The 14,759-nt window shown below is 43.7% G+C and carries 12 protein-coding genes; 2 read left to right on the top strand and 10 right to left on the bottom strand.

Annotated features, from left to right (window positions below):
• Positions 1 to 98 precede the first annotated feature (98 nt).
• Entirely contained in the window at positions 99 to 443 is a 345-nt protein-coding gene (locus BC643_RS10120) for a glycosyltransferase family 32 protein (protein WP_170154517.1), read from the top strand.
• Positions 444 to 908: 465 nt separating this feature from the next.
• Here the strand turns inward: BC643_RS10120 and BC643_RS10115 are convergent, their stop codons facing one another.
• From BC643_RS10115 to BC643_RS10090, 6 genes are all read right to left on the bottom strand, one after another.
• A complete protein-coding gene (locus BC643_RS10115) occupies positions 909 to 1,562 on the bottom strand; it encodes an ABC transporter ATP-binding protein (RefSeq protein ID WP_120272972.1) in 654 nt (217 codons plus the stop codon).
• A gap of 34 nt (positions 1,563 to 1,596) precedes the next feature.
• Complete coding sequence (locus BC643_RS10110; protein ID WP_120272971.1) at positions 1,597 to 2,628, bottom strand: calcium/sodium antiporter; 1,032 nt, start codon at positions 2,626 to 2,628, stop codon at positions 1,597 to 1,599.
• Positions 2,629 to 2,638: 10 nt separating this feature from the next.
• Positions 2,639 to 2,965 (bottom strand): twin-arginine translocase TatA/TatE family subunit, encoded by a 327-nt coding sequence (locus BC643_RS10105; RefSeq protein ID WP_120272970.1) that lies wholly within the window; start codon positions 2,963 to 2,965, stop codon positions 2,639 to 2,641.
• Positions 2,966 to 3,438: 473 nt separating this feature from the next.
• Positions 3,439 to 6,438, bottom strand: coding sequence for a protein translocase subunit SecDF (gene secDF, locus BC643_RS10100; RefSeq protein ID WP_120272969.1), 3,000 nt, complete (start codon positions 6,436 to 6,438; stop codon positions 3,439 to 3,441).
• 106 nt (positions 6,439 to 6,544) lie between these two features.
• On the bottom strand, positions 6,545 to 6,961 hold the full coding sequence (locus tag BC643_RS10095) for a hypothetical protein (RefSeq protein ID WP_120272968.1): 417 nt from the start codon (positions 6,959 to 6,961) through the stop codon (positions 6,545 to 6,547).
• A 347-nt stretch (positions 6,962 to 7,308) separates the two neighbouring features.
• Positions 7,309 to 7,770, bottom strand: coding sequence for a retropepsin-like aspartic protease (locus BC643_RS10090; RefSeq protein WP_120272967.1), 462 nt, complete (start codon positions 7,768 to 7,770; stop codon positions 7,309 to 7,311).
• Positions 7,771 to 8,172: 402 nt separating this feature from the next.
• Between BC643_RS10090 and BC643_RS10085 the strand changes: the two genes are divergently transcribed.
• Positions 8,173 to 9,444, top strand: coding sequence for a BACON domain-containing protein (locus BC643_RS10085; RefSeq protein ID WP_120272966.1), 1,272 nt, complete (start codon positions 8,173 to 8,175; stop codon positions 9,442 to 9,444).
• A gap of 107 nt (positions 9,445 to 9,551) precedes the next feature.
• Here BC643_RS10085 and BC643_RS10080 read toward each other — a convergent pair whose 3' ends face one another.
• From BC643_RS10080 to BC643_RS10065, 4 genes are all read right to left on the bottom strand, one after another.
• Positions 9,552 to 10,472: a malate dehydrogenase gene (locus BC643_RS10080; RefSeq protein ID WP_120272965.1), complete on the bottom strand. Its 921-nt coding sequence runs from the start codon at positions 10,470 to 10,472 to the stop codon at positions 9,552 to 9,554.
• A gap of 138 nt (positions 10,473 to 10,610) precedes the next feature.
• Positions 10,611 to 11,843 carry an efflux RND transporter periplasmic adaptor subunit gene (locus tag BC643_RS10075; protein WP_120272964.1) on the bottom strand — a complete coding sequence of 411 codons (1,233 nt, stop codon included), beginning with the start codon at positions 11,841 to 11,843 and terminating at the stop codon, positions 10,611 to 10,613.
• A gap of 5 nt (positions 11,844 to 11,848) precedes the next feature.
• Positions 11,849 to 13,330: a TolC family protein gene (locus BC643_RS10070; RefSeq protein WP_120272963.1), complete on the bottom strand. Its 1,482-nt coding sequence runs from the start codon at positions 13,328 to 13,330 to the stop codon at positions 11,849 to 11,851.
• Between the two features lie 37 nt (positions 13,331 to 13,367).
• A complete protein-coding gene (locus BC643_RS10065) occupies positions 13,368 to 14,741 on the bottom strand; it encodes an ABC transporter permease (protein WP_120272962.1) in 1,374 nt (457 codons plus the stop codon).
• Positions 14,742 to 14,759 lie beyond the last annotated feature (18 nt).

Here is a 14,759-nt window from a genome sequence, read left to right as displayed (position 1 = left end):
TTCGCTATTCAACCGGATTTTAGTTCATTCTAAAGTATTAAATTGTATGAAGGAAAAGCAGGATGCTTTTACACATACAGCGCTGCATCAAAAGATCAATGAACTATACAACGATGATTCCGAAAATAATACATCAAACGTGGAAGGATGAACAGATTCCCGGCGAATGGATACCGTATGTTGACAAGGTTAAACGGCTAAATTCAGGATGGACATACAAGCTTTGGACTGATGAGGCGATGCAAAAGTTTGTCGAAGACGAATTTCCGGATTTTCTTGAGCGCTATCTTGGTTTTTCCCGAAATGTGATGCGTGCTGATGCCTTCCGGTATCTGATTATGTATAAAATAGGAGGGGTGTATTTAGACTTAGATTATGAAGTGCTGAAACCGTTTGATTTTAAGGATTATCGGGTTGTATTGCCGCACAACAGGCAAATATAACACGGAGATAAATTTGAAGGCATTGGTAACTGTCTGCTTGCATCGGAACCCAATCATCCATTTTGGTTTGACGTAATTCAGGATTTAAAATACGGCCGACATCAGAATGTCGATAAAAAACAGGAGTACACAAATCTGGAAGAAGAAACGACCGGGCCTGCATTTTTGACCAGAGCTTTTCAGCAATCTGATTATGCAGATATCTTTACTCCGGATAAAATGGTGTTTCATCCTCCTACACCCCAAAATAGGCAAGAAAAGCAAACCATTGAAGAAAACGGAATTTCAGTTGGAGTGCATCATTGCGCTGGTAGTTGGCGGATAAAAATATCGAAGAAGCGTTTGCTACGGTTATGGCGAAATACACTAAATCGCATTTTTAAAGACTTTAAGACTTGATAGAAACCAGATCGAGATAGTCAGCTTTTTCGTAGTCGAAATTCTGAATCCGTAATGAAACATTAGCTAATCTTCAATCCGTCCATCTCGCATCCGGATAATTCGGTCGGATTGGCGTGCAAAGTTTTCGTCGTGGGTAACAATTACCAAGGTTTGCTTGAACTCGTCACGTAGCTTGAAAAACAGGTCGTGCAGATCGTTGCGGTTTTGTGTATCTAGGTTGCCGGACGGTTCGTCGGCCATGATTACTGCCGGGTTATTAATGAGCGCCCGTGCAACAGCTACCCGCTGACGTTCGCCGCCGGAAAGTTCGGCTGGTTTGTGGGTCAAACGGTGCGACAACCCTAAAAAGTTGAGTAATTCTTTGGCGCGTGCTTCGGTTTCCTTTTTGCCTTTCTTGGCAATGAAGGCCGGGATGCAAACATTCTCCAACGCATTGAACTCGGGCAGCAGGTAGTGAAACTGGAATACAAACCCAATTTCTTTATTCCGAAATGCAGCCAGTTGCTTTTCACCCAAAGCGAAAACGGATTTGTCGTGGATGTGTACTTCGCCTGAATCCGGTTTGCTCAAAGTTCCCAGTATTTGCAATAAGGTCGTTTTTCCGGCGCCACTCGGGCCAACAATAGAGTAAAGTTTGCCTGCGGGGATTTCCAGATCAATTCCTTTCAGAACTTTCAGGTCGCCAAATGTTTTCGTAATATTTTTTGCGGTAATCAATGCTGCGTCAATTTTTGGTTGCCTCTAAAGATAGCTAAAGTAGAATGATTTCGCGTGTTAAATAAACAATGTAAAGCAACAGTAGGACAATCCCGGTGAACCAGTTAATCTTCCAGCGTTTGGCTACCAGTAAAAGCGTAAAAGCTATGAGCGATGCAAAAAGGGCAATTGATGAACTCTCTAGATTGTGTCCGCCGGTTTCTATAGTCGTGCCGCTGATGAGCATGACTAAAAGGAACGGAAAACCCAGGCCGACTAAAATATCGAAGATGTTTGAGCCAATCGCATTGCTGATGGCCATATCGCCACGGCCTTGTTTCGCCACAACCATCGATGAGATTAAATCGGGGATTGAAGTGCCTGCTGCCAATACCGTCAATGCGATAATCGATTCCGGTATGTTCAGTACATGCGACACATGAATGGCTGATTCAACCAATACCCAGCTCATGCCTGCGATGAGGAGGATTGAAATGAAAAAGACCCAATAATAATGTTCCGGCTTTGGAAAGAAAATGCCCAAAATGCGATCGATGAAGTTCGGTTTTTCGTCAACTTCTGCTTCTTGCTCAACATCCTTGCCATTGTCTTTATAGGAGAACCAACGTCTCCAGCGAACTACAGCAAATACATAAACGGCATATAAGCCGAGGAAAAGGAGTGAGTCGACAATGCTGAAATTACCGTCGATAATTCCCCATAGCAGCAATACTACGGCTACGAAATAAAAAAGGATATCGCGAACCATGGGCTGCCAGGTGAGGGTAGATTTGCGGACCAACGCAACAATACCACCAATGGCCAATAAGTTGAAAAGGGCACTTCCCACAATACTTCCAATGCCAATAGCGTCGTGATCGCCGGGTTTCAAAACAGCGAATAAAGCTACAAATAGTTCCGGGGCACTGGATCCAACGGCCATTAATGTTGCACCTGCTGCATCCGACGACAATTTCCAGTCGTGGGAAATACGGTCGAGTGAAACCACAAAAAATTTATCGACGATACGAGCCAATAATACAAAGCAAAGCAGCATGGCTGCCGCATACAATACGAGTTCGAACATGAAAGCAGATTTAATTCTTTTTGATTTCTTCTTCTACGCCTTTGCTAATCTTATTCCCTTCTTCCTCCATTCGCGAAGAAACATTCCGGATGTCATCAGAAATTCGGTTCGATTCTCTTTTTACGGTAGACTGAATGTCATTCACCTCACGCTTGAAATCACTAGTGTTGGCTTCAAGCTCTCTCTGAATCTCGTTGGTAGCTTTTTTGAATTCGCGCAAACCTTTCCCGAGTGTTTTGGCAATATCGGGAATTGCTTTCGACCCAAAAAACAACAGGGCGATCAGCATTACCATTACAATTTCGCCACCACTGATAAATAAGAAAGAATGCGCCATGATCGAATAATTTTTAGCAAATATACAAACAAGTTTATGACTTCCTTGGTTTGATTTGCAATCATTAATAATTCTGTTTTTGGTCGCTAGTTGCTGGTTACTTGTTCCTAGTTGCTAGTTCCTTGTTATTGGTTTCTGGTTGTTTGTTTCTTGATAAATTTTTGTCCGATGTCTGATTTAAAAGACTGGTTATTTGATCGTTGTTTCATGTCCTTGGTGTCGGGTTGCAGTTTGCTTGCTACTGGTCGTTTTTGTTGAAACGTTGAAGTGTTGAGTCGTTGATGGAGGCGGTGGATTTTTGTTTTTTCTTTCTCGTTCGGGGGGCCTTCAATCCGTCAACTGAACAAACCTTCAATTTGTCTGGTAGTCATTTGGTCCAACATTTGGAAATCCCGTAATCCAAAGATCTATTAAAAACGAAAAAAGCCCCCGGAGTTTCCAGAGGCTTTCAATATTATGCAGATTGCTGCGAATTACTTCACTGCTTTCTTAACTTTTGCTTTTTCAACTTGCTTGTAAGTATCGTAAACAATCGGAGTTGCAACGAAGATTGATGAGTAAGTACCCACGCCTACACCAATCAACAAGGCAAATGTGAAACCTTGGATTGAAGTACCACCAAACAGGAAGATGGCCAAAATTACCACGAATGTACTCAACGAAGTACTGAAGGTACGACGCAGTGTTGAGTTCATCGCTTCGTTCATGTTCACTTCGTTTGAACGTTTCGGGTGAATTTGGAAATACTCACGGATACGGTCGAATACTACCACGGTATCGTTGATCGAGTAACCTACCACCGTCAGGATCGCTGCAATAAACGCCTGGTCAATTTCAAGCGAGAATGGCAGTAAGCCGTGCAGCAACGAGAAGAAACCAAGCGTGATGATGGTATCGTGCGCCAAGGCGATCAATGCACCCAAACCAAACTGCCAGTTGCGGAAACGAAGCAGGATGTAAAGGAAGATGATCAACAGCGAGAAACCAATCGCGATCAACGCGTCTTTCTTGATGTCGTCAGAAATTGTAGGACCCACTTTTTGTGAACTCATACGATATTCTGAGTCGAATTGTGCCATGGTTACATCGCTGGCAATGAAACCGCCTTGTTGCAGACCTTTCAACATCAATTCGTCAACTTCTTCATCAACTTCGGTTGACAATTCGTCGATTTTGTATTCTGTTGTGATTTTAACCTGGTTGTTACCACCGAATGTTTTCACTTCAGGAGCTTCGCCGTAAACGGCGGATAGCGCTTTACCAACTTCAGCAACTTTCACGTCTTCATCGAAACGAACAACATAAGTACGACCCCCTTTGAAGTCGATACCGTAGTTGAAACCACGCGTGAAGATCGAAGCCAACGAGATGACAATCAATGCACCTGAAATGATGTAAGCGATTTTACGTTTTTCGAGGAATTTGATTTTTGCATTACGCAACCACTCGTCGGTGAATTTTGATGTGAAGGTGATGTTCTTGCCTTTTGACAATTGACGTTCGAATGTCAAACGAGTCAGGAAGATGGCCGAGAACAACGATGTAAAGATACCGATGATCAGGGTTGTAGCGAAACCTTTGATTGGACCTGAACCGAACAAGTAAAGAACGATACCTGTCAACAAGGTTGTTACCTGGCCGTCGATGATGGCTGAGTAAGCGTTTTTGTAACCATCCTGGATTGCCAGTTTCAAGCCTTTACCGGCTTTAATTTCTTCCTGGATACGTTCGTAAATCAACACGTTCGCATCGACAGACATACCGATGGTCAATACGATACCGGCAATACCGGGCAATGTCAATACAGCACCGATTGATGCCAACACACCGATGATGAAGAACAAGTTGGCAAGCAGGGCAATGTTTGCAGCCAAACCGGCTTTCTTGCTATAGAAGAACAACATGTAAGCCAATACCAGGATGAAGGCGATGGCGAATGACCACAGACCGCTGTTGATCGCTTCCTGACCCAATGAAGGTCCAACGATTTCTTCCTGGATAATGTGAGCAGGAGCAGGCATTTTACCTGATTTCAGGATGTTTGCCAAGTCCTTCGCTTCTTCAACCGATTCCAAACCGGTGATGCTTGAGCGACCTCCGGTGATTTCACCGTTTACATTCGGGAATGAACGAACATAGCCGTCCAATACGATAGCGATTGATTTGCCTACGTTATCTTTCGTCAAACGAGCCCAGGTTTTTGAACCTTCGCTGTTCATGGTCATCGAAACTTCAGGGCGGCTTCCGAATTGTTCGTAATCCTGACGAGCATCAACAATTACGTCACCATCCAATGGAGCACGGCCATCACGACCGGTTACCTTGATGGCGATCAGACGGAAATAGTTACCGGCATCATCAATTGCTTTCGAAGTCCACATGAACTTCAGGTTACGCGGAATAACCGACTTAACTTGTGGTAAAGCCAGGTATGAATCGATTGTAGCAGTGTCTTTAAAGTGTGCAGTACCAACAACAGGTCCCGGATACAATTGGCCGTCCTGAGTTGTGCTTGGTTGCATTACTGCAAACAATGGGTATTGCTTTTTGAAGTTCGTCATTTGATCAACAGCAGCAGTGTCGCCAGAGCTTTCCATTTCGCTCAGCAAGCTGTTTGCAGTTGTATCGGCTGTCGCAGCAGTAGTTTCTGCGCTTTCAGTAGTTGCAGCCGCAGCAGTTTGTTCGCCTGAAAGCGACTGAACTTCTTTTACTTTTTCGTTGATTTGCATCAACACAGAATAAACCTCGCTGTTGTCGTAAGTTTCCCAGAACTCCAGTTTGGCAGTTCCTTGTAACAGTTTACGAACACGTTCAGGGTTGTCGATACCCGGTAATTCAACCAAGATACGTCCCGGAGTTTGCAGCTTTTGGATGTTTGGCTGAGCAACACCGAAACGGTCGATACGAGAACGAATAATTTGGAATGCATTGTCGATGGCCGCATCGGTTTCTTCGCGAATCACGCGCATTACCTCAGCGTTGGTCGAGTTGTATTTTACTTTGTCTTTCAACTCCAGTGTGTTGAAAATCGCAGCAAGCTGTGCATTCGGATCAACTTGTTCAAAAGCCTGACCGAACAGTGTCACGAAGTCGTCCTGGCTGTTGCGTTGTTTTTCTTTTGCAAGAGCTAGTGCCGCGTTGAAAGTTGTGTCGGTGCTGTAGTTTGAAAGTGATTTGATCAGGTCGGCAACCGAAACCTCAAGGGTTACGTTCATACCGCCTTTCAAGTCAAGACCTAAGTTCATCTCCAGGGCTTTTACATCTTTGTAAGAGTATTTTTTAAGCCCAAGGAAGTTGTAAACAGTTGTGCCCGAAACGGAATCAAGGTAAACCAATTCCTTCATTTCGTCACCTTTTGCATATTCGCGTGCGTCTTTTTCAACTTTGCGCGCTACAAATGTAAAGGTGAGCTGGTAAGCACAAACCAGAGCCAATAAAATGGCAAAAGTTCTGATTAATCCTTTGTTTTGCATTTGATCGAAAATTTAAAATCTATTGTTTTGTATTGAATTTTTTCGTGAAAATAGGGCAGGCGCAATTCTCCCATTCGGGACGAATACCTGTGTCGGATCTGAAAAATTAAGCGGAAGCGGAAGAACTGTCGTCGGGACTGGTCTGGTGACAACAGTTAAATTTCATGAAATGAGCCGATAATAAAAACGGGTTATTTCGGTTCAGCGATTCTGCTTTTAATAAATGGAAAGAGTGGTTGTTGAACCAAGAAGTGAGCAGATCACTTTTATTTCCGGCAAATACCAAACCCGAGAAAAGCTTGTCGGCACCACTGATTAGCTTGAAGGTGCTAGCCGGGTTAACGCAAAACTCAGGCGTTGTAATGACACTTTGTGACGATTCGGATTTGTGAGACTTTTCTTTTGAAACGATCTCAGAACCTTGGTGGTAGGAGTCAAACAACACGGCAGAAATAACCACTGCGGCAAAAAGCAACAGGCGGCATATCAGTTTTCGGCTAAGGTGTTTTTTGACTTTCATCATTCTCAATTCAATCCGGAAAAGAGTCGTCAGACTCCTTCAAAGTTTTTTCAATAGGTCGCAAATATATTCATTTTTACAAAACTTAAGCCTGATGACCAACTATTTTAGAACAGATTTTTGGGCATAGGGCAAATGGCATAGTGCAAGGAGCAAAGCGATCAATCGACAATGAATGACATTCCGACCAAATTTCAAAAGAAGAAAATTCCAAATAACAAAATGCGTTTGCATGGTGCCAGTATTGACGACTAATGACCATCAATAACATTTCCCGTAGTTTGAAGCTTTCGACTTGCGGTAATTTGATTTTTGTGATTTGTACTTTGGGATTTGGAACCTGGACTTTTCTATTTACGCAGCGGCTTTGTTTGAAACGAAATGGTTTTATTCATGTAGTCAATCTTACAACCATAATTGGCCATTACGTCGCTACCTAGAAGTCCGACAACCGGTTTGTCGTGGTAGCGTTGGTAGATGTCGTTCACGTGTTTCAAGTCAATTAACGCAACCTTCAGGTTTTTGATCTTGATGGTTCCGAATTTTAATTTTGAAATGTTGCCGACTTTTGTTTCAACCATCCCAGCGTTGATGCCCGCACTTTGGTAGTCGCTTTTGTTGTGCGACTCCTCCAGTTCGAAATAGCTTTCCTGGTTTCGGTCGAACACCGTTTTAGAAGCGCCCGTGTCCACAATCCACCAAGCCTCAGCGCCATCAGCCAGGCGGCCTTTTAGCATCAGGTGGTAATTGTGCTCTTCCAGCTCAACGATTTCGAGCGGTAATTCAATGGATTTGCAAAACAGATTCTTCATCAAACCGGTCAATATTTTTGTCAGAAGGGGTAAAGATAGTCAGATTGATGAATTCTCCGATTTTTGAATTTCTGGATTTTTAGAACAAAGAGATTCGATGAAATCGGTCCGTGCATTCTGTATTTGGTAAGTTCAGAGAGCTTTAATGGGGCACAGTTAATTCAGTGTTCTTGTTAGCGGATTATTGTGATGTTCTTGGTTGTTGGTAGTGTTTATGTTGGTTTTTTATTTTTATTTGATTGTAATGTGGTTGTGTTGTTTGTTCATTGGTCACATAATTAGTTTTTTATGTGGGTGTATTTAAGTGACTCTAGAAATAATTAATTTAAATAAGCGATTTCTTTTTCAGGAATTTTTATATTTGGTTCGCGCATTGCTAAAACCTAATTGCTTGTAATACTTATGAAAAAACTAATCTCTGGTTTCCTATTGTTGACTGTTCTCCTGACAGGATGTAAAAAAGAAGACTCGATTAACACTCCCTCAATAGAAATACTTGACAGCAGCCAATTTACTCAGCAAGTATTTGCCGACCAAACACAAGGAGAAAGCGAACTGGTTTTCAGCACAACCGCAGTGTGGACTACAAGTGAATTGCCCGATTGGCTTTCTATTACGCCCGACAACGGAAGTGGAGCAGGCGATTATACGGTATCGATCAGTCTGCTGGTGAATTATACCGGAGAGGATCGGAGCGCAAGCATTTTGATTTCGTGTAAGGAAACTACGATTACTGTAAATGTCACACAAATGAGTGTGACAGAAGATGGCTCGGTTCCGGTGGATAAAAGCGCAAACATCAACTTTCCCGATGTTTTGTTTAAACAGCGGTTGCTAGATAAGAGCCGCCACAGTATTGACACAAACGACGATGGCGAAATTTCCATTGCAGAAGCCGAAAACTATGCATCTGAGATTAATGTCGCGGGGACTTGGGATGAATATTATAATGAAGAAGGAATAAAAGATCTGACAGGTATAGCCTACTTTAAAAATATTACAGAGTTAGATTGCGCTTACAATAATTTGACTAGCCTGGATGTGAGCCAAAATACAAGGTTGACATCATTGCATTGCTATGATAATAATTTAAACACTCTCAATATTGAAAAAAATACAGCTTTAATCATGCTGTACTGCGGGAGCAATGAACTGATCAGTATTGATTTAGATCAAAATGCAGAATTGGCAATTTTGAGTTGCGTAGATAATAATCTTAGCAGTCTCGACGTGAGCGATAATACGGCGTTGGAATATTTGCATTGTGAGTACAACAAACTGACAACGCTCGATGTTAGTCATAATACAGTATTGGAGCTTTTGAATTGTGAAGGCAATAATTTAAGTAGTTTTAACGTGAGCCCCAATTTTGCTTTAAAATCAGTGCATTGTGGCTACAATAATTTGAGTAGCCTTGATGTAAGTCAGAACACCGCATTGACATATTTGAGCTGCGACGGAAATAATTTAAGTAGCCTCGACGTAAGTCAGAATACACTGTTGAAGTCTTTGTACTGCGTCTACAATAATCTGACAAGCCTTGATGTAAGTCAGAATACGCTATTGGAGTATCTGTATTGCTTCGGTAACAATATCTCTTGCATAAAAGTAGCCTCCGGCCAAACAATCGCTCATGAGGGTAAAGATGAAACGGCGAGTTATTGCGAAGAGTAAGCAGTTTGGAATGAGTAGACGTTTGCCTGGTTTTATCGGGAGAAGGTCAAAAACAAAAAAGCCACCGCAAATGCAGTGGCTTTCATATCTGGTGGAATCTAATTCGATTACAACAATGCGTTTACGGCTTTTACACCTTCAGCACTTTCCATCATTTTTGCTTTTTCGGCAGCTGAAAGTTCAATCTCAACGATTTTTTCGATACCGTTTTTACCCAAAACGCAAGGTACACCCAACGAGATATCGCTCAAGCCATATTCGCCTTCCAACAAAGCTGAACATGGGAACATTTTTTTAGAATCTAAAGCGATGGCGCGAACCAATTCAGATACTGCAGCTCCCGGAGCATACCAGGCACTTGTACCCAATAATTTTGTCAGCGTAGCACCACCAACTTTTGTTGCTTCAACAACTTCGGCCATTTTTTCTGCTGAAAGGAATTCAGAAACAGGAACGCTGTTGCGAACAGCTTTTTCAATCAATGGAACCATACCGGTATCTGAGTGTCCACCGATAACCATGGCAGAGATGTCAGATTGCGGGCAATCCAACGCTTCGGCCAAACGATATTTGAAACGGGCGCTGTCCAATGCACCACCCATACCAATGATGCGGTTTTTCGGAAGTCCTGTTGCTTTGTGTGCCAGGTAAGCCATGGTGTCCATTGGGTTACTAACAACAATCAGGATAACATTGGGTGAATATTTGATCAGGTTTTCAGAAACGGTTTTAACGATTCCTGCATTAATACCGATCAGCTCTTCGCGAGTCATTCCCGGTTTACGAGGAATACCACTGGTGATCACAGCTACGTCGCTGCCGGCAGTTTTCGAATAATCGTTGGTTGTTCCGGTGATGGTCGAGTCGAAACCGTTTAACGATGCTGTTTGCATCAGGTCCATTGCTTTTCCTTCAGCAAAACCTTCTTTAATGTCAACGATTACGATCTCATCAGCAAAATCTTTAATTGCGATGTATTCTGCACAACTAGCGCCTACAGCACCTGCACCAACTACTGTAACTTTCATAACGTGTTTATTTTTGTTTTTTTGTGTTTTTTACGAGTAAACAAAGATAAAAGGTTTTGCGGATTAGGCTAACCGTTTTAAGATTCTTTTGCAATTCAACCCAACGAGCCAAAGACACCATTTTGCGGCCTCGTGTTATCAGCCTTTGATCTCTTCAGACGACGGCTGATATAACAATACCCGGTCTCCTTCCTGAAGTCCGTTCAGAATAACCACATTTTCCTCGTCTTCAGCCCCGGTTTTAACGGGTTGCTCAATGATTTCTCCTTTTCGTTTCAGGTAAACAATCCGGTCAGTTCCTTTTGTGAAGATTGCCTTTAAAGGTGCCAGTAGCTGGTTTTCGTAGGCGGCAAAGATGATGTCGTTGTTGCAGGTCATGCCTGGCTTCAGGTCATTGTCAACATTGTCAAACCGAATGACGACGCGAAACACTTTCATGTCGAAGCCGCTTTTGTCTTCACCCATATTGGCCACTTTAATCACCTTGCCGGTGAAAAGTTTGTTGGGAATGGCATCGACTGCAATTTGAGCGGAGTCGCCGAGACTGATTTTCGTGATGTCGATTTCCTTGATGTAGGTTTCGACGATGGCCGATGACATATCGGGGAGGGTTGCCAACAATGGCATCCAGGTGCTGATACGGCTGTCTTTGGTCAGCTTTTTCCCCAGAAAGTCTTCGCTGATCATCACAATGCCGTCGCCGGGAGAGGTGATCCGCAATTCAGCCAAAGCCCGTTGAAATTTGTCGATGACTTCCTGAAGCTGCTTCGCGCGGGATTCGTAACGGAGAATGCGTGTCTTCATGCGGTTTTTTTCGAGCAGGTAATCCCGCTTGGATTTATCGAGCGCAATCTGTGCTTTCTGATAAGCCATTGTCGCTTTTCGTTTTTCGGCTCCGGATTCAAACTCGGCCATGTCGAGATCGATTTGTTTGTATTGCAGTTCCAACCTGGCGTTGACAATGTCTTCTCGCTTGGCCGTAAGGTTTACGGTGCTGTCGATGATGGCATTTCTGAGATCGGCATCAAACTTTTCTTTTTCTGTTTGGCGCTCGCGCATGTTGCTTACCAGTTGGCTGGGATCGAGTTGCGCGATGAAGTCGCCTTTTTTTACCTTTTTACCCTCAGGGATGAGGTCGTTGATTTTGAAACTCCACACGCGCAGTTGATTGTCTCGCAGTACGCTTGCCAATTCAATTCGGACTGAATTTTCACCCTGAACCTCGCCCCGTCCGGTAACTGCAGCTTTCAGCGTTCCTCGTTTAATTAGTTTGCTGCTGCCTGATTCTGTACTTTCCAAGAGAATCACAGAAGCGGCAATGATGATAATGGCTGCAATGCTTCCAGCAACCATCAGTTTTTTCTTCTTCATGACAATTATTTTTCAAGAAGTTTATCGTATTCAACCGAAAGCGTTTCGTTTTCCACGAAATCGAAGAGAGTTTTCATGCGCAGCGTGTAATAGTAGTTCCAGTATTTTCGTACGGCAGAAATGTAGGATAGGCGGGCTGTTTCCAGGTCATTTCGAGAAATGTTGAGCTTAACGACATCTACTTTTCCAATCAGGAATCGCTGCAAGGCGACTTCGTATCCTTTTTGGGCAACGGTATCTGCTAGTCCGGCAGTTTTCACCTGTTCAGCCTGCAGGTTGAATTCAATGACGTCCTGAAAAAGCTCTTGCTCAAAGTCAATCCGAGCCTGCTCGATTGTTGCTTTTACAACTTCACGGTTGTAAAGTGCCATTTGGTAGGCTCCTTTCCGGCGGCCCCAGTCAATGATCGGAATACTGAGTCCCAGACGAAAGCGCTGGCTGTTGTCCGGGTTTTTGTAGACTTCAGAGAATTCACTGGAGGATTGATCGAGTCCGTAGATTGCATAAATGCTTGTATTGAATCCGGCTTCAGCCTTTGCTTCAGCCACGGTTTCGTTTTCTTCCAGCAACTGTTGCTGTTGTTCGAGTGGAAACGGGTTGTTAGCCATCGCCTTTTCAATCGCTTTACTAACGTCGATTTGAATGGGGGGAATATCAGATGGAATGATACATTCGATAGTCGTGTTTTTGTCGAGTCCGAGGAAAGAATTGAGATCGGCTTGGGCGCGTTGAACCTCTGAGTTGGACTCGTTTAACGACTGTTTGGCCTTCAGTAGGTTGAGTTCCAATGTCAGCAAGTCATCCTGGGTTACTGTTCCCACCTGGAAACGGCCTTTGCCTAATCGATAGAGCGTGTCGTTACTTGCCAGGTTGTTTTGTGCGATATTCAGTTGAATTTGAGCATCGACCAAGTCGAAAAATTTTTCAGACGCCTTAATCGAAAGCGACTCGCGTGACTCGATGAGTTCCTTTTTAGCGATTTCAAATTTAAGCGGTTCAATTTTCGCTTGCCATTTCAAGGCATTGTAACCGTTCAGACTTTGTTGATAACCAATACTGATTGGTGTGGATTGATAGCTGTCGTTCTGACTGTCGCCAAGGTTTTTGACCATGGCCACATCGGAGCTCAGGAAAAAGCTACCTCCGGTGAGCGCTACATTCTGCGTCAACGAAAGCGCAAAGTCCGAACTAAGGTATTCCCGTTGAACGTATTCTTCTTCGTTCGTTTGAAAGTTGTATTCGCGGGTTCGGTATCGGTTAAAATCGATGGGTGTAGCCGACAGCGACAAGGTTGGGAGTCGGTCGGCTTTGTAGTAACGGTACTCCCAGTAGCTGGCCCGGTACATGTTGGTTATTCGGAAGGCATCAATTGAATTCTGAGATGCCATTTCGATGGCATCATTCAAACTCATTTTTATCTTTTGGTCTTGCGAAAAAGCATTGTTAAAAATACCGCAGGTTAGGAGCAGGAGTGTGATGTATTTCATGGGTTTGTTTTTTCAGTATTGGTTTATGAGCGTTCGGTTACTGTCGAAGAGATTCGATCGGATCTTTCTCTGCAGCTTGCTTGGCGGGTAAGTAGCCAAATGAAATGCCGACAAGGGCCGATACGCCAAAGGCGATGAAGATGCTGAAAAAGGAGACGACCGTTTTTATGTCGAAAATGGCGGTGATGGTCTTGGAAAGGGCTACACCGAAAATAATCCCGATAATTCCACCGGAGATACTGATCAGCGTCGATTCAGCTAGAAACTGGGCAATGATGTCTTTCTTGGAAGCGCCGATTGAAAGGCGCAAGCCGATTTCGCGAATGCGTTCCAATACCGATGCCAGCATGATATTCATAATGCCGATTCCGCCCACAATCAACGAGATGCCGGCAATTGCTCCGAGCACAATGTTGAAGATGTTTTTGGTTCGTTGTTGTTGCTTTAGAAGTAGTTCAGGGATCGTTACTTCAAAATCAAACAAGCCGGAATGGCGGCGTAAAAGCATCTTTTTGGTGACATTGGCGGTGGCGCTCAGTTGCTCGGTTTCTTTCACCTGGATGATGATTTTGCTGAGTTGGTTGATGTCGGGATCTTCGTCAATGGCATCGTCCTTTTGTTCCATTCCGCCGATGATGATGACACCACCATTTCCTCCCTTGTTTGAATTCACTTTTTCAACCTCGTCGGCCCGAATCAATGATCGGTCCTTGAAGCGGAGCAGGAGCGTCTGGATGGGTACAAAGATTTTATTGTCGGAACTGCTGATGCCCATCTCGTCAGACGCCGAAGCGGTGAAGTCGCGCCGTTCGGCAATGCCGATAACTTTCAGCCAAATCTTCCCGCATTTAATGGACTTTCCGATCGGATCGTCTTGTTTGAAAAAAACTTCCCGGATGTTGTCGCCGATCACACAAACCGGTTGTCCCGATTTGTCCTGGAATTCATTAAAGATTTCACCGCTCTGCAGGCTGATGTTGAACAGTTCGAAGTAGTTTTCATTGGTGCCTTCCAGGACTACCGGCTTACTTTTGCCGTCGACCATGGCCGAATAGTTGAAGGATACTACCGGGCAAACCTTGTCTACCGACGGGATGATTGATCCGATTGCTTCTGCATCAAGCAGGGTAAGCCCTTTTGAGAATTTCTTGGTGGAACTTTTATCCTCTGAGTCGCTGTTGCTGTTGTCGCTGGTTGATAGTTCCGAAGGGGTAACAATGATGTTGTTGACACCAACCATTTTAATTTGTTCAAGAATTTCCTGTTCGGCTCCGTTGCCAATCGCCATCATACTAATGACGGCTGCTACTCCGAAAATAATGCCCAGTGCCGTTAGCAGCGATTTCACTTTGTTTGCAAATATTGCTTCGATGGCGATAACAATATCGTGCAGGTATTTTTTGATAATCATATAAGCTGAGGTTAGAGG

Source organism: Mangrovibacterium diazotrophicum (assembly GCF_003610535.1).
Classification (GTDB): Bacteria; Bacteroidota; Bacteroidia; order Bacteroidales; family Prolixibacteraceae; genus Mangrovibacterium; species Mangrovibacterium diazotrophicum.
The sequence above is the reverse complement of the archived record's forward strand: the minus strand, read 5'-3'. Positions and strand labels throughout refer to the sequence as shown.

Coding starts and splice junctions, on each gene's coding strand:
- BC643_RS10120 (WP_170154517.1), top strand. CDS start 99: ATGAACTATACAACGATGATTCCGAAAATAATACATCAAACGTGGAAG.
- BC643_RS10110 (WP_120272971.1), bottom strand. CDS start 2,628: ATGTTCGAACTCGTATTGTATGCGGCAGCCATGCTGCTTTGCTTTGTA.
- BC643_RS10105 (WP_120272970.1), bottom strand. CDS start 2,965: ATGGCGCATTCTTTCTTATTTATCAGTGGTGGCGAAATTGTAATGGTA.
- secDF (WP_120272969.1), bottom strand. CDS start 6,438: ATGCAAAACAAAGGATTAATCAGAACTTTTGCCATTTTATTGGCTCTG.
- BC643_RS10095 (WP_120272968.1), bottom strand. CDS start 6,961: ATGATGAAAGTCAAAAAACACCTTAGCCGAAAACTGATATGCCGCCTG.
- BC643_RS10090 (WP_120272967.1), bottom strand. CDS start 7,770: ATGAAGAATCTGTTTTGCAAATCCATTGAATTACCGCTCGAAATCGTT.
- BC643_RS10085 (WP_120272966.1), top strand. CDS start 8,173: ATGAAAAAACTAATCTCTGGTTTCCTATTGTTGACTGTTCTCCTGACA.
- BC643_RS10080 (WP_120272965.1), bottom strand. CDS start 10,472: ATGAAAGTTACAGTAGTTGGTGCAGGTGCTGTAGGCGCTAGTTGTGCA.
- BC643_RS10075 (WP_120272964.1), bottom strand. CDS start 11,843: ATGAAGAAGAAAAAACTGATGGTTGCTGGAAGCATTGCAGCCATTATC.
- BC643_RS10070 (WP_120272963.1), bottom strand. CDS start 13,330: ATGAAATACATCACACTCCTGCTCCTAACCTGCGGTATTTTTAACAAT.
- BC643_RS10065 (WP_120272962.1), bottom strand. CDS start 14,741: ATGATTATCAAAAAATACCTGCACGATATTGTTATCGCCATCGAAGCA.